The organism is Streptomyces sp. NBC_00190 (assembly GCF_036203305.1).
Classification (GTDB): domain Bacteria; phylum Actinomycetota; class Actinomycetes; order Streptomycetales; family Streptomycetaceae; genus Streptomyces.
Genome location: NZ_CP108131.1, coordinates 6,498,596 through 6,518,124, shown reverse-complemented (window position 1 = coordinate 6,518,124; position 19,529 = coordinate 6,498,596). Strand labels below are relative to the sequence as shown.

Here is a 19,529-nt window from a genome sequence, read left to right as displayed (position 1 = left end):
CCGCCACCTGCGGCCCGGCCCCAGGCCCGCCACCGAACAGGAGAGCCGCCTCATGCACACCCTCGCCGACCTCTTCGACCTCCCGCCGATCGGCCGTCTCCACCTCGAGCGGACGCAGCGCATCCACGCGGTCATCCGCCCCGGAGTCCGGGCGCCTCAGCCCGGCGCCAGTGCGGCGGCCGACTACTGCCTGGCTCACCACGCCCTCGAAGGAGCCGAAGCAGCCGCCCGCGCCGGCGATGCCGCGACCTTCGACTGGTACGTCGCCCACCCCGACGCGGGGGCCACCACCGACTCCATTCCCACCGCGGTCGGCGTCCGCGTGGTCGTCACGCCCACACTCGCCGACCTGCCCCGATCCGCGATCTCAGAGACCCCCTATTACGTCCTCGGCCCCGGTACCGAGCCCGCCCAGCCCCACCTGCGCAGCCTCGCGGCCGACGCTTACGCCAGCGCCGCACGAGCGGGCTTCGGTGATCTGCTTGCCGCGCACGCCGTCGTCCTGTGCCTGCTGCGGACGAAGAACCTCGGCGAGACCCTCGACAGCTGGACCATCAGCCGCCTGCCGGGCACGGTCTTCATGGACCACGTCGACGACCCGGTAGTCCTGGCCCGCGACCTGATCCACGAGGCCGGGCACAACTGGCTGAACGACGCTCTCGCGGCAACGGGATGCAAGATCAGCGACGCTGCGCACTTCCACTCCCCGTGGAAGCAGACGATGCGGCCAGCGTTCGGCTTCCTCCACGCCTGCTGGGCGTTCCCGCTCACCATGCTGTTCACCGCCCACGCACTGAACAGCGCCACGGGAGACTTGCACCGGTTCCTGACTGCCTACCTCGACCAGCAGCGAAGCCTCCTCGCCGGAACCGCGCCCGATCATGCCCGCGCGCTGGAGCTGATCAGCAACGACGATCTCCGCGATCGCCTCGCTGCCGCCCACCACCAGGCCCTCGCCCTGTGAACGCGGCCCGCGACGAGGAGCCCGGCCTGTCCCTGCTGGTCCACCAGCCGGGCGAAGAGCCCGCTCTTCTACACACCGGTCTGGCCAGCCTCGAACACGGACTGCCCATCGGACCGGACACCATCTTCAACGTCGGTTCCGTCGCGAAGCAGATCACCGCCCACCTGATCCTGCTCTCCGCGAGTGACAACCTGCTGCAGCTGGGCCAGCGGGCCGCTGACCTGCTGCCCCGACTCAAGATCAGCGATGTCACCGTCGCGGACCTGGTCACCCACCGGTCGGGCATACGCGACGCCGAGTCCCTGCTCTCCCTCGCCGGCTTCCGGGACCTCGACCACTACACGGCCGACGACTTGCGAACCCTCGCCTACCGGCAGGATCAGCGCGCCGTCCCCAAAGACCGCTTCCTCTACAGCAACACCAACTACCTCCTCCTGGCAGAGATCCTCGAAACGGTCCACCGAACCACACTGCCCGACCTCGTCCGGCACCGCGTTCTCGGCCCGCTCGGCATGCACTCCACCCGCTTCAAGACGGACCCCCGCCAGGTCATCCCCGGAGCCGCATCCGCCTACCAGGCCACCCAACACGGGTGGCAGCACACGGAAACGCCGGTCACCCTGCCCGGACCCGGCACCCTATGGACCACAGTCGGCGACCTCGACCGCTGGCTCACCCACCTCCACCAGCACTGGCAGCACCCCCACCAGCTCCCCTGGCAGGAAGCTGTCGACTACGAGCCCAGCGACCACGAGCCCTATCTCTACGGCCCCGGGCTCTACGCCGACGCCCGCCCCGGCCGCACTGCCGTCTTCCACTACGGCCACGAACAGGGGTTCTCCGCCGCTGCCCACGTGGAAGCATCAGGGCTACGCGTGATCGCCCTGTCCAACAACGCCGGGCTCTCAACCGACCGCGTCACCGCCGCCATCCTCCGGGACCTCCACGAGCAGCCGATGCTGCCCCCCAAGGAAGTCCTCCTCCGCGCCGCGACCCTGGAGCGAATCCCGGGCACTGTCGTACGAACCCAGCCCATACTCGACGACCGCGACCGGCACACAGAGATCGGCACCTTCACATGCGACCAAGCCCTCGGCAGCCTGCAGCTCACCAGCAGCGCCGGCGCCCTCCACCTGTGGCGCCGAGGGACAAGGGACCAGCTCACCCCGACAGGACCGGGCGTCCACGTCGGCAATGGCTACACCCTCACCATCCCCAGCAGCATGGATCAGGTTGACCGCTTCACCCTCGACCTCGACCGTGCCCCAGGGCTCGCGTACATCCGCCAGTAGCCATCCGCCACGAGACCGCTTCCCGTCCTCGCCTCACCGGCTAGCAGAAGATCGAACTGGACAGACTCCCGATGTTTGACCGCATGGTGATTCCTGGGATGGCCTCGTTCGCCAGCAACGGTCTGCCCGCGCCCGCCCAGACCGATGACGGGAACCCATGGATCGACGGCTTCTGTTGGCTGTACTGCGGGCAACGCTGGACCCGCGTCTTATGGATAGGACCGGTGAGCGTGGCAGGCATACAGGCCCCGATGTTCGCGCGCAGCCCCTGCATCACCGAACTCCACGAGCGCGTGTGGCAATCGGTGCTCTGCGCAGATAGACCACCCGAAGCTGAGCCTGATCGGCTGAACCACGCCGATGCGACATCACGACGGCGTCGTGGTCGCCACCGCGGCCGCAACGAAGCCCTGCAGTCGTAACCGACCACCGAGAGCCTGGACTCTCGATCTGGCTCACACCGCTACTGCCGCCCCCGACGTCACACTGGCGTGGCGTCGGGGCGACAGCCCAGTTACCTCTTCTTCAGCCGTCTACTCACTTGGCAACATTTCGCCGACGGGCCGAAAGTCGCCGTCTTGCGGAACTGTCGAGGGCGGAAGGGTAGTGACCAACAATTCATCTGCAGCACCACGCCCTTGACGGGCTGAAGCCGTGTACCGGAGAGAGACAAGCCTCTTTGAGATCCTCCACTCTTTGACACCCAGGACCTCCTTCTCCGTCGCGCCGGGAGTCATCCTGTCGCCAGCATATAGCCAGGGGTTCGAGAGGAGCTGCGGCTTGGCGTCATAAGAAAGAACCCAGCGAAATTGCATCCTATTTCGCAGATATTCAGCCAGGCGGTAATGAGGGAAACGGTCCGACCAGTTCAAATCATCCACAGGTGACATCGAATTATTCACCTGCGAATAAAATGACCTCTGATAGAGCTTTTCGGATTTCTCGATATACGGAGGATCCAGATACGCAACCACCTGATCAGGAATCAGGTCGGCATACCATTCTGGTACGTCAGCCAGCGTATCTTTCCAGTCCTTGCACCAGACATCCACGAGGCGGTTCGTGTCGTACAAGTGACCTACGTAACGAATGCGCTCAGACAGAGGCTCTACATTAAATCGGCAACCTATCCCGTACTGGGATTCTTGCTTCCGTCCGCCAATCGGGCCGGCACTGCCATGGAGGATACCCGAGAAGGTAGTCCGATTGAGAAAGAGGCACTTAACTGCGGTTTCGAAACGCGCGGTCGATTCCGACATTCCAGCAGCAGGCGTCCAGGCCCGCCAGTAATCCCAGCGATCGAGTGCAGTCGATCCACCAGGGCTGATATATAGAGCGTGCTCTTCTGCCATCCGGCCGACGAAGTTCTCTGTATCCGCAGCAGCCACTTGCCAAAACGCAGCGACCAAGGGGTCCGCATCTGCTAGCAAAATTCGATTGACGATCCCGGCTCCGACCAGTCGCAGGGATGTGGAGGCACCCCCGGCGAATGGCTCAACAAGAAGGTCAACTTTTCGAATCTGAGATGAAGTCTTCGCCGATTCGATGAGATTACCAATCAGGCTAGAAAGGCCTGTCTTTGCGCCAGGGTACCTGAGCGGGGTCTGATACCTCCCCTGCGCCAAAGGGTGATCTACATCTTCAACCCGCAATCCAGCCCTCATTGGATTCCCAATGCTCCGTGGAGCATTGGGAATAGCTGCTAGGCGGCTGGGGACGTGCGGGGGCTGGACATGCCTCGTCGACCAGGCAGTAACCACTCCTGGCAAACTGTCCGAACTCATCCAGCCCTCCCGCTATATCCCACTGACCTGCGTCCCCCGAGTAGATGCCCCAAGGCCCAGTTTATGTTCCGCAACCAGCCGGAGTACATCTGTGCCGACACCGATGGGGAACGCCGCCTTGCCATGTGCCACTGCGACAGGGATGATGCCATCCTTGTACATGGATGATCCGGTTCGGTCGATCACGTCAAGGATCGCCGGCAAGGTCGGATACCCCTGCGGGCCGGCCTGGCCACCTCGAGCATCGTACGCAGCACCTGTCACTGGCATAACAGTCGGCACAACAATGCGCCCATCTTTGGCTCGGTAGATAAACTTACGCCCCCAGTAGGTCTCCTTGCCGTATGAGGATGCATTTGCGGTGTTAGTCACCACTTTAACGACCTCCTCGTCACAGACAAGGAGGTCGCCGGGCTGTAGGACCTCATGGCGCGCCAACTGCTGAGCATAGTCGACCATTGCTCCGGTCTTTTCCAAGCCGCACAGGTACGGCCCGTCACCGGGGGTGGTTGCAGCCATCGCCTGGAAGTACTCCTGGGCTCGACCACGAAGCTTGGCCGGCGGGCCATACATAGCCAGCGGACCATCCACAATGAATAGAGTGGAACACAGAAGGTCGTCTCGTGATTGCTCCCAGAGCAGGCTGGTGAGTCCCACTAGCACGAGGAGTTCAACGACAGACATCAGGCGACCGAGGGCGGATTCGTTCGTTCCCTCCTCCATCACCTCCTCGTGGATGCGCAGGACATCCGTGGGGTACAGCACCTGCTCGCAAATTGGGCAGACGCCGCCTTGCGTCGAGATCAGCACGTCCTGAGCGTCGCAGTCGTCGGCCGGGCAATTGACCGGGACGCCCCTAGCAGGTCGACCAGGGGTGCCATGGACGAGCATGAGTAGGTCTAAGAGGGTCTGATCGAGCCTATTCACCTCGACTTTTTTCGTCCGAAATATCCGATCGAGGTTCTCGCGCCAAGAGGTGGCTATTCCGATGCTAGGCCGCGTGTACGCCCCAGCAACGGGTAGATCGAGCGAAACCAGTGCGGTGTTTACCGCCGACTCGATAGCTACCGGGTCGACGAACCTTTCAGCCCTCTGAAATTCCATGGCGCCTAGATCCACGTACGCCGCAGCCGCCTGAGCGTAGCCATACACTACCGAAGGTAGACCATCTCGGATGCGCTCGCTCATACGCGAGCCGTCGATTGCTATGGCCGACGAGAGATGCCCACCCTTAGCAGCTCCGGAGAACTGCTCGACCCTCTTGATTTTGGGCTTCAGCCATTCCAAGTCCCCGATGCTCTCGGCAGGGACGTAGAAGTTCGAATTGTCAGCCAAAGCTCGCATTGCAGCATTGCTGTGCCCAACTCGGGAAGCCCGCTCAAAAGACCCATTAACCGTCTCGTATGGCATGCGACCCTTACGCCTTCCGAGGAGAGGGGATGAGGGCGGGATCGCCGGCAGCGGCCCTGGCTTCGTTCACGAGATCGAGGTCGTACCTATCGATCTGCACGGGCACGATGAAAGGCGACGAGAGCGTCTTTAGGCGCACGTACCCTCTATCCTCAGCCGTGATGATCGCCGAAGCGAAGGCCGCGAAGTCGTAGAACCTTGAGAGTTCCTGCACTTCTTTGGTGTTGTTGAGGTGCGCGACCACCCAGTTCGCCGTATTTGCCTTCACCTGGTGAGCGACCCCTGACACTTCTTGGGTGGCGTAGGTCATTCCAATATTGAGCTTGGCCGCTTCCTTTGCCAGCTTTACCCAGATGTCGCCGTCATCTTTATACTTGTCCGAGGAGAAGAGGTTATGGGCCTCCTCGAGCATCACCTGAATGGAGGGAGGTTCCTCTCCTGAAGTGAAAACTAGCGTCTGCTTGGCGAGTAGACGCCGAGTGATGCTCTCGGAGAGGGCCTTAATGATGGGCGGCGATCCGACATGAAGGTCGACAATTACAATGCGACCATCAGTCAAGTGGCGATAGATTTCCTCCGACGGATCTTGGTCCGTCGCCTCATTGTGGAATTCCTTGAGGTCGAGAAGATTACGCCATCCGCGCACATTTCCGGACTGTCCAGTTTGGCCGGTATAGATTGGTTCGGTAGATGTCCAGCGCACGTCATCGCAGAACTTCTGGGCCTCGACGTTGCCCGCATTCCGCAGTTCGATGATTGCATCCACGAGCGGACGAATATCCTGCCCCTTGACCGCAAAAGCTCGACCAGCTGGGGCAAAGAGGTTCCTCCGCACCTTCTCCGTAACCGCGGCGCGCAGCTCTTCTTTGATTGCAAGCTTCACGGAGAACGCCTGAGATGTACCTGCGTTATGGCTTGGGAGGGCGAAGCCTGCACGATCCAGAGATGCATAGAGGATCAGGCGGCCTCGCTGTGCCCGCGTCGTCTCGCTGTAATCATTAGGGATGTCTGTGAAGCGAGTTACAGCGAAGTCATTGATATACCCAGCAGATCCATCTGAACGGAGCTTATCCGCGATGAGCCCCTGCACCGCTTCAACCTGGGCAGGGTCAAAGAAGTTGATGCCCAATGGCCGCACATGAGGCTCAGTGCTCCCAGCACCGAACTTGAAGATGCGCACATGCTGTTCGCCGATTGCGGCAATCTCGGTGCCATCCTGCGTGTTCGGATTTGCATATTCGCCCTGAGGGTCAAAGATTAGCTGACCAATCGGCGTTCCGCCCGCGGCGCGACGTCGTTCGGAAACGGCAAACGTTCGCGCAATGATGATCTTTGCTGTATTGGACTTGCCCATCCGTGTCATGCCGAGTAGACCGGTCTTGGTGCCGATGAAGTCATGAATATTGATCATGACGGCAGAGTCATCCTGCTTGGCCGCTTTAGCACGACGTCGCGTTGCAGAATATCGAACCGATCCGATGCGTACCCTCTCAACCTCCCTATCAGACGGCTTAAGGTAAGAGGCAATCTCAGACAGACCTTCACCAACAGGCTTCAAAACTCGGTATGTAGACGTAGCGTAGAAGTTGTCAACGTCCGCACCAAAGTCGAGACGCTTCTTTCCGTCCACGTCATCTTCGTAGAAGGTTCCGAGAATCCGGCACCTGAGTCCAGTGAAGGACACTCGATTCTTGGTGAACGGATCGAGATTAACGTCGAGCACTACTGAGGGGGACGGGTCACCGTTGCTCGACAGGGCCGCCCGCAGGGCCTCCTCTCGGACGGCGTGCAGATCTGACTCCATGGCAAGGGGTGCGGTGCCATCAACTCGGAGCAGCAGAACCTCGTCATCGTCGCGAGAGTCTCCGTCGATCTCGCGAGCTGTGGCGAGCAGGAACGCGTATTGCGGGATGCCCCCTGCGTCGAACTTCCACTTGTCGTGAGTCAGGACGATTGCTTCGTTGTAGTCAAGGCGGTGGATGGCACCGATGCGCATCGACCGGTCCTGCGCAAGCAGGGTCGACTCCAGGAGCGCACCGGCTCCGACGCCAGGGAACAACGTTACAGACACTCTTCCTCCCCTGAAGATATGCGGATTGCAGTCTGACACACCCTGACTGACCAGCTGAGGGAGTCTCAGAAAATGCGCTCGCTAGTCATCTCGGCCGTACCTCCAGGCGTGCTTCGAGGTGGCTGATTTTCAACCGTGGAGACTCATCTGAGTCCACAGTTCTTGGCCACTGGATGCGCAAGAAAGCGCCACCGTCGGGTCGACGGTGGAGCCGGGGCTCGTACACGCGGGGATCAGGACGTGAGCCACTTGGTCGCTAGCGCTGGAGCGCTGCCTCCCCGATCGAGTCCATGCCGATCCTGACCATCAGGATCCAGCCGAGGCCGGCGCCAAGCCACCGCGGGGCGGGCAGCCGAACCGGAAGGTGATGGTCCTGCATCGGCTCGATGTTCGTGCCCTCCTCTTCAGCGTGCTTGAGCAGCAGGCCGAAGCGGTGCTCACGCTGGGCTCCGGTGGTGTTCTCCAGGCCCTTGCAGAGCAAGGCGAAGTTGAGCGTCAGGTCCGGCCGGCCTGCCGGACGCATCAGGGAGAAGGGCCGGACAGGGGCCTCGGTAGCGCGTACACAACAGCCCGAAGGATCTCCTGGGCCTCGGCCATCGTGGTCCTTGGAAACGGGGCGTCCTGACGAAGCCCAATGGGGTTGCCTCCTTGGCGGCGGCACCCCCATCCTCCCCTCCTCCCAGGCAGTTACTCCTTTGTCGACGTTGTCGGATCAGCAGAGCCCGGCTCGGCAGTCGGCTTCTCTTCCGGGGGCGCCGTGCGCCGGTACTGCGGGTGGTCGAGGTCCATCTGCTTGGCGGCGTGGAGCGGCACGGGGAAGCGTGCCCGATCGGACGAGAAGAGTGTTTGGTGGCACAGCTTGGCCGTCGCGACAGCGAGGGCTTCCTCGGAGTCGCCTTCGGAACAGGTGATCGGATAGATCTCGGGGCCCGTCATGGAGTACCAGTTCTCGGGCAACTCGCCTTTGCAGCACTCCTCTTTCTTCTCCGAGTGGACGGAGCGCTTGGCATCCCACCGGGTGCACTTGGAACCCAGTCGGCCGGCGCCGTCGCCGTCGTAGCCACGTGGCACATTGCATCAGGATCCACGCCGGCAGGCCGAAGTCCGTGGTCACTTGGTAGAGCGTGCGGCTCGTTTCGACCGAGTCAAGCACCTGCACGGCCGCTCCCCCGGGACCCGCAGCCTGCTCATCATCTACACGGCCGCCCTCGCCTGCTCGCTGCACACCGTGCTCCCGATCGCCGACCTGACCGGCAGCGAGTACGACAGCCTGACCGGTCACCGCTCGTTGCTGCACGGGGCGAAGCCGGTGAACGAGGGGCACCTCACCGAACCGGCAGGGGCCGACGCCGTGTCCGGCGGGCGCCCGACCGGATGGCGGCAGGTGTGGCACGTCCAAGATCACAGTCTGCGCTGGTTTCAAGACGCCGACCTGGCCACTGAGCGGCGCCTGCCCTTCATTGCGTGCACTCGCGCGGGAAAGACACGTGTCGCACAACGGGCGGGCGAGTCGGACCACCGGACCGGTGGATGTGCTCAGCACCCTGGATCGATACACTGAAAACAAAGTCAAGCTACAGATTGCGTGCCGGGTCTCTTCGCTCATGCGGGACGGCTGCCGACACCTGGCGTTCCGGGAGGAGCGAGATGGCCCAACGTACGGATCAAGTGTCGGTAACCCTGGCGGCGATCGCCCGTCTCGCGGGGGTCGGCCGCGCGGCGGTGAGCAACTGGAGGCGCAGACACCCGGACTTTCCCGAACCGGTCGGCGGCACGGATGCAAGCCCGCAGTTCGCCCTGGAGGCGGTCGAGGAATGGCTGAAGCGGAACGACAAGATCGCCCCAACGGCGGGTCCGCTGGAACGGCTGTGGCCGCGGGTCGCGGACCTGGGCGACCGAGACAGGATGGGCCGAGTCGTCGCCGGTCTCGGCAAACAACTCGCCGACGCGTCGGTGGCCGATGAGGATGCGGCTGCTGACCGTGCGGACCAAGGCGTACCGCTAGATTCGGCGGAGCAGGCGCTAGTGGACGAGGCCGTGCGCATGGCCGGTGTCGAGGGTGGAGCCGAGACCTTCCGGTTCCTGCTCGACCGGTGGCTGGGCACGCACGTCCGGCAGATCGCCACCACGCCGGCCCCGCTCGCCACCCTGATGGCTGCCATCGCGGCTGAGGTGCGCGGCGCGGACCCGGTGCGGACGGTGGCCGATCCCGCCTGCGGCACCGGCACACTGCTGCTCGCCGCGGCCCGCCGATGGTCCGAACCAGAAGCGGGCGGGAGCGAGCCCCGCCCTCTTGGGCTTCTAGGGAACGATGCCGACCCGGTTCTATCCTCGGTCGCAGATGCCAGGCTGATCCTGGAAACCGGACAGCAGGCGTTGATCTCGGTCACCGCCACGGACACGCTGCGGAACACCATCGGCCCGCCGTCCGAACCGGTCGACGTCGTACTCTGCAATCCGCCTGCCAACGAACGCGACTGGGGCCACACGGAACTCGCCACGGACCAGCGCTGGACGTACGGACAACCACCCCGCACGGAATCGGAACTGGCCTGGGTCCAGCACATCGTCTCCATGCTGGATGAAGGCAAGGGCGCCAGCGTCACCGGCTATGGCGGTGTGGCCGTGGTCCTCCTGCCTCCGGGGGTGGCCGCCCGCCGGGCCGGGCGCCGCATCCGTGCAGGTCTGCTCCGGGCTGGTGTGATCCGCGCGGTGGTCGCTCTGCCTGCCGGGGCCGCGCCGCCCTACGGAATTGGACTCCACCTGTGGGTCCTCGCCGCACCCGCGCCGCGCTCCCCAGACTCGGTGGTCCTGGTGGACACGTCGGACTGCCGCCACACACCATCCACAGTCTCGGCCTCCCGCCTACCGGCCATCGACTGGGATGCGATAGGAGACCGGGTTCTCACCGCGCTTCAGGGCGGTGAGGGGCCTGGCAGCGTGTCCGTTCCAGTGACCGACCTGCTAGGCGAGGAAACCGACCTCACCCCGGCCCGGCACGCCGCGGCTGCTGGACCGACGAGGCCGGTGGACCTGCGGCGCCTGTGGACCCGGTACGAGAAGGGGCTGCTCGCCACCCAGGACGCGGGGAGGTCCCTGCGCGAACTCTCTGCGGTGCAGGACGCCGTCAGTCACGGAACCGTGAGCGTCGCCGAACTAGAACAGGCGAAGGCCCTCAGCATCCTCTCCGGCAGCGCCTTGCCGGAGGAAACGGTACGGCGGGGCGACGTCCCGGACGACGGGGTCGGACTGGTCACGGGCCTCCTCGCGATCGGCCCGGAAGAACAGCAGTGGCTCGACCGTACTGCCGCCGAACAAGCGGACCAGGACGGGCTGTTCCCGCTGACATCGTTCGGTGACGTGATCGTCGTCGCCACGGCACACGGCTTCGACGCATGGGTCGAGACGGCCGCTCCGCGAGCTCTCGGCCACCACGTGTACCGCCTCCGGGTCGATCCAGACCGCCTCGACCCGTGGTTCCTCGCTGCCTGCTTGCGGGAGAGGTCGAATGCCAGGCGAGCCGGCGCCCACGCTTCGAACGCCTCGCGGGTTGACGTCCGCCGACTCCACGCGCTGCGGCTGCCGCTGCAAGAACAGCAGGCGTACGGCGAAGTGCACAGGAAGCTGGTCGAGATGGAAAAGGCACTCGCGGAATTTGGGGGCGTCGGACGAGAGCTGAGCGACGGGCTGTCCGCGCTCTTGGCGACGGGGCGTCTGGAGTACCGCTGAGCGTGGCGGCTCAGCCCTGACCGGCGTCCGACAAGCCGTTCAGAACGACTTCGATCAGTTCCGGGGGACGACAGTCGGAGTGCGAGCAGTCCGTCTCCGGGCACTCGGCCATGAACGCAGCGAGCTCCCGGATGAGCGACAGCAGATGCTGCTGCCCTAGGAGTCCGTCTACAGGAGCGTGGCAGACCTGCGCCGCGCATTGCGCCCACTCGGCGAGAGCCTCGTCCCGTTGGCCGGGCAGGCCCATCTCCGATGCTCGGCACTCCACCAACCCCAGGCGGGCCGCGAGGAGCGCCGCGAAAGCCGACTCGCCGGGCTGAGCCACGCCCCTCAGGTCACGGACGACGTCCCGGTACCGCTTGTCCGCGCCGACTCCTTCATGGTGAATCCGCTCCCGGTCAGCGACAAGGACGCGCGCCGTGAGCACATCGGGATCGAACACTCCCCAGCGCCTCTGCGCCGGAGAAAGCAAGTCTGTCAGCCGGTTGGCCACCGGACCCGGCACTGAGCCAGCGCCGTGGATCTCGTCGTACGCAGTGGCGAGGGCATGCTGGAGGCCGTCCCGGTCGACGGCACCCCCGGGGCGCCGAATCCGGGAGCGGCCCCCCGAACGCGCGCCGCGCCTCGACTCGTGACGAGCCAAGGGTGCCGGGCGACGGAAGGGAAGAGTGAGGTCAGGGTAGACCGCCGGGACCGGCTCGGGGTCGTCGGGCTGGGGCAGGTACGGCCGCAACGCCTCGGCGGCGCTGCGCGCGGAAGGACGCCGAGCAGGGTCCTTGGCGAGCATCCAGTCGACCAGGTCGGCCAGCCGGGAAGGGAAGCCAGGCAGAACCCGGTCGAGACGGGGCGGTGGTTCATGCAAATGGGCCTGCGCCATCTGGATGTCACTGGCCGGGTGGACGAAGACCGGCCGGCCTGCCGCCAGTTCGAAGAACAGGCAGGCTACGGCATAGACATCCGCCGCACCCGTGGGGTTCTCCTCCCCGTCGAGGACCTCCGGGGCCTTGTACCCCATGGTGCCCGGGGTCTGCCCCTCGGTGTACCGGGTCGCGTCGTGATCGGTGAGCAGGGCGATGCCGAAGTCGCCCAGGTAGGCGCGACCGGTGGCATCCTCCAGGAGGATGTTGTGGGGCTTGACGTCACGGTGCACCGTGTCCGCTTCGTGCACTCGGGCCAGGGTCTCCAGGATCTGGAAAGCGACGGAGACCGCCACTCCGACGTGCCTGCAGTTCGTATTCAGGTATTTCCGCAGGTCAGTTCCCTCGATGTACTGCATAACCAGATAGGGGCGGACCCGGAAACGACCGTGGTGCACCAGGAACGGGACGCCTGCACCACCCAGACGCTCGTACAAAGCAATCTCTCGCTCGAAGCGCCGCAACTCTGTGAGCGTCGGCTCGACGCTCCAGGCGTCCAGGGCAGACCTTGCGGCGTCGGGAATGAGGAACTTGACGGCGACAACGGAATCGTCGGTCAGGTCGATCGCACGACATACCGCACCCATCCCGCCCACGGAGGGGGTTCCGTCGATCCGGAAACGTTCATCAATGATCTTGCCGCGCTCCACGTGAACGCCTCCCCGTTCCTGGGTGATCCAGACCGAGGCACAGAGTAGCGGAAACTGACGCACCTTCATGGCATCGCTTGACTTTGTTCACAACAGCGCGCCATGGTTCCTTTCAGAGTCGACCGAGGGATCATCCGACGACCAGCCACGAGGAGCGGCCCATGACCGCGTTCCGCAAGCCGCCACACTCCATCGGGGACAGCACCCTGCTGCGGATCGGCGCCTCGCTGGTGCGGCCCGACCCTGCCGGCTGCCCACTGGGCCGCGCACTGCGAGCCAGGGCCCTGGTCAAAGCCCCAGGACGTCTCCCTGCCAAGCCGGTCGAAGACTTCTCCTTCAAGCCGTTCTTCGCTCTCCTCGACGCTGTCGAACACGGCGGCCGGAGCCTCGTCGAGGCTGCGGCGGATCCGGCGAACTTGCGCAAGTGCACCCCAGTCCATGTGGCCTGGGCCCGCGAGGCCGCCCACCACTACCTGACCGCCAGGACCGACCGGGAAGCTGCGCAAGGCGCAGCAGGCCAGTCCCCCCTCCTGCCGGTCGCCCCTGCCTGGGTCGCCGGGAGCAAGAAGCTGGCGCAGCCGGATGCCCGCGGGGTGACGCAGTACGAACGCACCGTGTGGGGGCGAGGGTACGCCTCGCGGGACGGGCGCGTACGCGAGATCTGGATCCCTTCCCTGGGCACGGTGAAGCGGGACAGGCCGGCGGTGGAGATCGCCGCGGTCGCCCACGTCCTGCTGACCGGCGCCCCCTCCCTGACGCCGTTCGGCGCCCCATCCACTCCCCTCCCCGGACCTCACGTCCGGCCGGAGCGGATCCGTGTGATCGGAGTAGGGCTCGCCGACGGAGGTACGGAAATACTCGCCGACTGGACGGCTGAGGAGACCGAACATCGCTATCTGAGAGCCGAGGTCGCTGCCTCGATGGCCGACCTCGCCGACGCCACCGAGGCCCGCCCGAGCGCCGACTGCGTCCGCTGTGTGGGACTGCCCGACTGCGTGGCCGTCCCCCGGGTTCCGGGACTCCTCGGCGTGGCCGCCACTCCACGGAAACGCCGCAGTCTGTCCGTCAGCGACCTTCGGGCCTACGGGAACTGCGCCGAGCAGTACCACGCCACCCGCGTACTCAAGCTCCGCGACGGACGCACTGAGAGCGCTGCCATCCGCCGGGGACGGGCGGTTGACGCCTGGCTGAACGGGCGGCATGCAGATCCCGCCCGTGGATCCTGCCGTGCGGTGCCCCTCCCCGAGCATCTACCCGGTCTCACAGCCGACGAGCAGTACGAAGCCCTCGCCATGCTCCGCCAGCACCGGGCCCACTGCCCCTTCGACGGACTGGCCGATCACGAGACGGTCGAACCGCAACGGCGGATCGTCGCCTACGACCCACAGGCCGACGTGGTGCTCGTCGCGGACTGCGACCTGATCCACACCGACCGGGGCGGCGTGGTGGTCCGCGAGACCAAGACGACCACGAGCAGCTACACCCACGCCGGAGGGCTGATGCGGCAGTACCCGCAACTGGCCCTCGCCGTCCTCCTTGTCGAAGGAGGCGTCCTCGGCGGCGACGCCCTCCGCTCCCGCATCGAACTGGAGGTGCTGCGCCCCGACGGTGCCCGCCTCGAAGAGCTCGACCCCCACGACTCGCGTACCGTCGGCCGTGCCCGTGCGCTGCTCCGCGAGCTCGTTGCCGACTGGGCCGCCGACCGCGGCTATCAGGCCGCGCCCTCCTCCGGGACCGACTGCCGTGCATGCGACGTTCACGGCTGGTGCGCCACGGGCCGCGAACGCACCAAAACCGTGGACGGTGCGGCATGACCCGCCCGAGCGCCCCCATGAGCGACGACTTCCTGCCACTGCCCGCCGACGAGTGGGCCGCCCACGAGGGCGTGCCCTTGCTGAAGACGCTCGCCCAGGCGCTGCTCATCTTGGAGGACACCGCCGGCCTGGAGTCCTTCACCCTGCCCTATCCCGCCGAGGCCCAGCGTGCGCTGGACCGCACGGCTCTCGCCTGCCTCGTGCGCGGTGAGGAACCACCCGCGTCGCTCGCCGAGCTGATCGACCGCTGCCGCACCCTGCCCCTCGCCGAGTGGCCCCTCGACCTGCCCGCCGACGCGGCAGGTCCGCAGGACATGCTTCTCGACCCGGTGTCGGGGAGGCCCGGTGACCTGTGCCACGAGTGGGCCGAGCGCTGTCCCGACACCGCCGCCCGGTTCCGCGACCGCATGATCGTGCACACCGCGCTGAGGCTGTGCCGGGAGCACGGCGAGGAGGAGGCGTACACAGAGTTCAGGAGGCTCCTCGTGCGGCGCCCGGTGCTCACCGTCGCCGAACTGTCCGCTCTCGGTGGAGATCTGGTCCTCGAACCCGTCCACGAACTGATCATGCGAATCTACCAGGACGTGCCCGACAGCTACCTCCGCAACGACCACTACACCACCTGCGGGCGCTGCCTCACCCTGCTGGTTCCCGTACGCGACGGCTCATGGTGGTGCGAACGGGACCGCTGCCGCCGGACCGGGCCGGCGCCGCTGGGACGGCGACTGGAACGGGCGACGACCGGACGGCCCGTCCAACTCGAGCGCCCTCTGAGGCAGTTCGTCACCGGGCCGGGACGGGCCGAGGCCGATCTGGAGCGACAGCTGCTCGACCTGGGTCTCGATGTGCGGATGTGGCCCGGGTACGACGCCTACGACCTGCTGGTCACGTTCCCCGACGGGCACCGCTGGGCCATCGACGTCAAGGACTGGGCCCATCCCGTATTCCTAGGCCGCTCCGCCCGCCCGGTCCCCGCCGACCCGCCGTACGACGACGGGTTCTGGGTTGTTCCCCAGTACCGGGTTGCCGCCCGGCCCGGCTATCTGGCCGCCTTCGCCCGTGCCCGGCCGGCCCGCGCCCGCGGATTGCCTCTGCTCACCGACCGTGCCCTGGTCTCACGAGCCACAGCCCGGCTCCGCGAGATCGGGACCCCGCGCCCCCGCCCCCGGGCCGCAGGACTCACCACAACCCGCACGAACCGAACCACCCCCGACGGAGCCCGCCATGCGTGACCAGATCGAGTGGAACCGGTCCCTCGTCCAGGAACTGAAGAGGGTCTGGTCGGGTGAGCCCGGCCTCGAAGGCCTCAAACCGTCCCATCTCTGCCAGGTTGAACTGGCCCTGCACCTCCTCGAACTCATCGCCCCGGACCAGCCCGCCGAGAGCGCGTACGTCCTCCTTGGCGGCTACCCGTACGCCGAGGCCGCGGGCCTGGTCGCCAGTGAGGAGCATCGGACGGCCCTCATCGCCGCCCGGCATCTGCTGTGGACACTGCGCCGCAGCCACGCATGGCGTCAGGCCCTTTCCCGATACGAGCGCGTACCTGACCGGCTGCGGGCGTACCAGCTGCCGGAACCCGGTGCGCGGACCCCGCCCCGCCGCATCGTCCCCACCGTGGCGGCCGGCCGCCACGCGGTCTACGGCGAGGCGCTCTCGCGGGTACCTGACTTCGTGCGCCGCCCGCTGCCACTCGCGCCGGCAGGACGCAGCGAGTTCCAGGAGGGCAACCGGGCGGCGTCGGTGCGCTTTCCTGCCGACCTGATCGAGGACGGCCTCGAGGGGCACGAGCTCAGCGCCGGGCCTCCTGTCCGATCGGGCCCGATCGAGATCACCCGCGAACAACTCCTTGACACCGCACGGTGGATGGACGAGGTAGAGGAGGACGAGGGCGTCGAGCGGCCGGGCCGCTGGGAGCAACGACTCACCGAGGTGCGCATCGCCCCGCGTGACGCCGACGGCCGAGATTTCACCGAGCACGACCGCATCGTCTTGGACGGCACACTGCACTTGGTCGGCATGGTCGGGGCGGGCAAGAGCACCTTCATGGTCCTGGCCGCCGCCACCGCGGCCCGACGCGGTATGCGGACCACTCTCGTAGTGGGTGATGCGGCCGAACAGCTGAGGCTCTGCGAACTGTTCGAAACCGTCGGGCTGCCGGCGGTCCCCGTGCTCGGCGTCTCCACCCGCGAGACCCATGTACAGCGCCTCCACCGCAGACTCGCCTCCCGCGGTCACGACAACCTCCTCGACCACCACGCGCCCGCCTTCGACAATCTCAGCACCATCTGCATCGCCGACGCCCTGCGGGGCAACGAGGCGATCGAACCACTCGCCTACAGCGATGCGCCGTGCACTCGACTCCACCCGGAGAAGGAGACGCAGGAGGCCGGGACGACTACGGAAGCCGCATCGCTGCCCGCGCCATGGCGCCCTTCGGGCGTGCAGTCGACACCAGTCCGTCAACCCGCCAACCGGGGCCAGAACGGCACCGCCCTGGCGACTCCGCACGGCTGCCCCCTGTGGTCACGGTGCCCCCGGCACCGGGCCGCCCGCCACCAGGTCGACGGCCTCATCTGGGTCGCCAACCCGTCCAGCCTCGTCCAGAGCCCTGTGCCCGCGCACCTCAACGACGAACGGCTCCGCCAGCTGGAACTCGCCTGTCTGCGCAGTAACCTGGTCTTCGTCGACGAGGCCGACTCCGTCCAGATGCGCTTCGACGAACTCTTCGCTCCTTCAGCGACCCTGGTGAAGCCGGGCACCGAGTCCTGGCTCGACCAGCTGCACACGCACAAGATCGAGGAGTTGAGCAGGCGTGGCAGGCTACTGCTCGCCGACCGGGACGTGGAGCAGTGGAACGCGGCGCTCTCCGTGGTCGCCACAGCCGCCGATCGGATCTACCAGCGCCTCATCTCGGACACCACTCTCCGCGAGTGGGTGGACCAGGAGTACTTCAGCCCCTGGGCCTTGCAGGAGAAGCTGATCGCGGAATGGTTCGGGCTGCCACGCCATCCGGAGCGCCCCGAACCCGTCGAAGGGGCCGTCGAAGACGAGCGGAGCCTCTACGAAGGGTACGAGGACGACTCGGAGGGAGCGGAGGACTTCACAACTGCGGTGCCGGAGCCCGATCCTCGCCGTGCCGCACTCACCGCTGTACTCGACGACTTCCGGGACGATCCGCTTGGCGACGGGGACTTCGCGGACCCGCTCTCCACGACTCTGTCCGCCGTCGCGAAGGACCTGCTGTACACGCTGTCGCCGGTGGCTTCCCGTACCCGGGTCCAGTCCCTGCTCGACGCGCTCCTCGTAGGAACGCCAGTCCTCGACAGTTTGGCTCCGGAACACCGGGACGAGTGGCAGCGCATCACTCGCGACCGCCTGGAGTTCGTGCTCCTCCTCTCCGTTCTCCATCAGCGCCTCGACCGGCTGACCTATTTGTGGCCCATGGTGGAAGCCGCTCTCCGTCTCGACCGGCAGGGCAAGGAACTGGCCCGCCGCGCACCGCTCGACTACGCGCCGATCATCCCCGAAGCCCCCATGGGCAACGTTCTCGGCTATCAGTACCAGCCTCAGGAGGACACCTACGACGAGGTGGGGCGCACCAGCGGCACCCTGCGCTTCTTCCGCTGCACGGGGGTCGGCCGCGAGCTGCTGCTCTCCCTCACCGGTCTCGGCGAGGACCGCGCGATCGGCCGCCCTGGCCCCAACGTCGTCCTGATGTCAGGTACCAGCTGGGCTGGGGAATCCACCCGGGCCCACATCCTCGCTCCTGTCGGCGCCGTCCTGATGCCGTCGAAGAAGTCCCTCGAAGGTGTCGGGCAGACCCGGTTCGCCACCCACTTCCTCTACGACGCCGCAGGGGAGCCCATGCGGCTCTCCGGCACCGAGCTCGAAGCTCGGATCCCCCAGGCCCGTGCCATGGCCGACCGGCTCGCCCGGCCCGGCGCCGGAGGTGCCGGCAGCGTCCTCGACCAAGAGCTCGCCCGCATCGCCGACGACCACCGCCGGCGCGTCCTAGTCCTGGTCGGCAGTTATCGCGAAGCGTACGCCGTGGCCGAGACCATTGACGGACAACGCTCGGAACGGTGGAAGGGCCGGGTCCGCGTCCTCGTACCGGACGACGCCGACCTGGGTCACCTGCCCGGTGTGGATGGCCCGGCCCTGCTGGCAAGCCTCCGCCGGGGCGACCTCGCCACCTTCGCCGAGGACCGCACGGCCGAGATCCTGGTGGCCCCGCTGATGGCCGTGGAACGCGGCCACAACATTCTCAACGGCCAGGGCCGGGCAGCCTTCGGCACCGCCGTCTTCCTCGCCCGGCCGCATCCCCGGCCCGACGACCTGTCCCTGTCCGTGTACGCCCTCAACGACTGGATCAGCCGCTTCATCCGCGACCAATCACGCGACGACGACCGCGTGGGCCCTGCCACTTTCACCGATCTGGTCCGCAATGCGGAGAACCTGGACCAGGCAGGCCATGCGCTGCGCCAGGAAGCCCGCAAGGAATGGCGTCGGCTGCTCTCCCGCCGCTACGCCTACTCCGCCTTCCGTCCCTGGGAACAGCGCGCCTTCGCCTGGGACCAAATGGTCACCATGTGGCAGGTCATCGGCCGCCTGGTACGCGGCGGCGTACCCGCCCGGGTCCTCTTCGTGGACGCGGCCTTCGCCCCGGCCGCCGCGTGGGCTTCGGCCCCCGCGGTCAGGACCATCGGCGGCCGTCGGCCCGGCCCCGGCCTCCTCCACGCCGTGCGGTCCGTGCTCGCCCCGTACTTCGTCGGCACTTCGTCGCCCGGAGCCGAATCCGGAGCGGCGAACCCGGCCGACGCCGCAGTCGCCCGTCTGCTGTATGCCCCGCTCTACAGCGCCCTCGGTCGGATCGACCATCTCAACCGCACCACCTGAGA

At 66.3% G+C, this 19,529-nt stretch carries 12 protein-coding genes; 6 read left to right on the top strand and 6 right to left on the bottom strand.

Features of this window, described 5'->3' with window-relative positions:
* Positions 1-52: 52 nt before the first annotated feature.
* Complete coding sequence (locus OG429_RS30575; RefSeq protein WP_328928471.1) at positions 53-964, top strand: aKG-HExxH-type peptide beta-hydroxylase; 912 nt, start codon at positions 53-55, stop codon at positions 962-964.
* Positions 961-2,256 (top strand): serine hydrolase domain-containing protein, encoded by a 1,296-nt coding sequence (locus OG429_RS30570; RefSeq protein ID WP_328928470.1) that lies wholly within the window; start codon positions 961-963, stop codon positions 2,254-2,256. The genes OG429_RS30575 and OG429_RS30570 overlap by 4 nt, the downstream gene beginning before the upstream one ends.
* 533 nt (positions 2,257-2,789) lie before the next feature.
* Here OG429_RS30570 and OG429_RS30565 read toward each other — a convergent pair.
* The 5 genes from OG429_RS30565 to OG429_RS30545 all read right to left on the bottom strand — a co-directional run bounded on the left by OG429_RS30565 (position 2,790) and on the right by OG429_RS30545 (position 8,592).
* On the bottom strand, positions 2,790-3,908 hold the full coding sequence (locus OG429_RS30565) for a DNA adenine methylase (RefSeq protein WP_328928469.1): 1,119 nt from the start codon (positions 3,906-3,908) through the stop codon (positions 2,790-2,792).
* Between the two features lie 144 nt (positions 3,909-4,052).
* Complete coding sequence (locus tag OG429_RS30560) at positions 4,053-5,375, bottom strand: hypothetical protein (protein ID WP_328928468.1); 1,323 nt, start codon at positions 5,373-5,375, stop codon at positions 4,053-4,055.
* A gap of 82 nt (positions 5,376-5,457) precedes the next feature.
* Positions 5,458-7,446, bottom strand: a complete 1,989-nt coding sequence (locus OG429_RS30555) for a helicase HerA domain-containing protein (RefSeq protein WP_328928467.1) — start codon at positions 7,444-7,446, stop codon at positions 5,458-5,460.
* Positions 7,447-7,777: 331 nt separating this feature from the next.
* Positions 7,778-8,044: a hypothetical protein gene (locus tag OG429_RS30550; protein WP_328928466.1), complete on the bottom strand. Its 267-nt coding sequence runs from the start codon at positions 8,042-8,044 to the stop codon at positions 7,778-7,780.
* A 164-nt stretch (positions 8,045-8,208) separates the two neighbouring features.
* Entirely contained in the window at positions 8,209-8,592 is a 384-nt protein-coding gene (locus tag OG429_RS30545) for an RNaseH domain-containing protein (protein ID WP_328928465.1), read from the bottom strand.
* Positions 8,593-9,168: 576 nt separating this feature from the next.
* On the opposite strand from OG429_RS30545, the gene OG429_RS30540 reads away from it, so the two are divergent.
* Complete coding sequence (locus OG429_RS30540) at positions 9,169-11,250, top strand: N-6 DNA methylase (protein WP_328928464.1); 2,082 nt, start codon at positions 9,169-9,171, stop codon at positions 11,248-11,250.
* Between the two features lie 10 nt (positions 11,251-11,260).
* Here OG429_RS30540 and OG429_RS30535 read toward each other — a convergent pair whose 3' ends face one another.
* Entirely contained in the window at positions 11,261-12,817 is a 1,557-nt protein-coding gene (locus OG429_RS30535; protein ID WP_328928463.1) for a serine/threonine protein kinase, read from the bottom strand.
* A gap of 161 nt (positions 12,818-12,978) precedes the next feature.
* Between OG429_RS30535 and OG429_RS30530 the strand changes: the two genes are divergently transcribed.
* The 3 genes from OG429_RS30530 to OG429_RS30520 are packed head-to-tail and all read left to right on the top strand — an operon-like array spanning position 12,979 to position 19,527.
* Positions 12,979-14,631, top strand: coding sequence for a PD-(D/E)XK nuclease family protein (locus tag OG429_RS30530; RefSeq protein ID WP_328928462.1), 1,653 nt, complete (start codon positions 12,979-12,981; stop codon positions 14,629-14,631).
* Positions 14,628-15,863: a restriction endonuclease-related protein gene (locus tag OG429_RS30525; RefSeq protein WP_328928461.1), complete on the top strand. Its 1,236-nt coding sequence runs from the start codon at positions 14,628-14,630 to the stop codon at positions 15,861-15,863. The genes OG429_RS30530 and OG429_RS30525 overlap by 4 nt, the downstream gene beginning before the upstream one ends.
* Positions 15,856-19,527, top strand: coding sequence for a hypothetical protein (locus OG429_RS30520; protein ID WP_328928460.1), 3,672 nt, complete (start codon positions 15,856-15,858; stop codon positions 19,525-19,527). The genes OG429_RS30525 and OG429_RS30520 overlap by 8 nt, the downstream gene beginning before the upstream one ends.
* Positions 19,528-19,529: the final 2 nt, after the last annotated feature.

Bases quoted from the DNA above. Each gene is read 5' to 3' on its own strand.
- OG429_RS30575 (WP_328928471.1), top strand. From the start codon at position 53: ATGCACACCCTCGCCGACCTCTTCGACCTCCCGCCGATCGGCCGTCTC.
- OG429_RS30555 (WP_328928467.1), bottom strand. From the start codon at position 7,446: ATGCGCATCGGTGCCATCCACCGCCTTGACTACAACGAAGCAATCGTC.
- OG429_RS30550 (WP_328928466.1), bottom strand. From the start codon at position 8,044: ATGCGTCCGGCAGGCCGGCCGGACCTGACGCTCAACTTCGCCTTGCTC.
- OG429_RS30540 (WP_328928464.1), top strand. From the start codon at position 9,169: ATGGCCCAACGTACGGATCAAGTGTCGGTAACCCTGGCGGCGATCGCC.
- OG429_RS30530 (WP_328928462.1), top strand. From the start codon at position 12,979: ATGACCGCGTTCCGCAAGCCGCCACACTCCATCGGGGACAGCACCCTG.
- OG429_RS30525 (WP_328928461.1), top strand. From the start codon at position 14,628: ATGACCCGCCCGAGCGCCCCCATGAGCGACGACTTCCTGCCACTGCCC.
- OG429_RS30520 (WP_328928460.1), top strand. From the start codon at position 15,856: ATGCGTGACCAGATCGAGTGGAACCGGTCCCTCGTCCAGGAACTGAAG.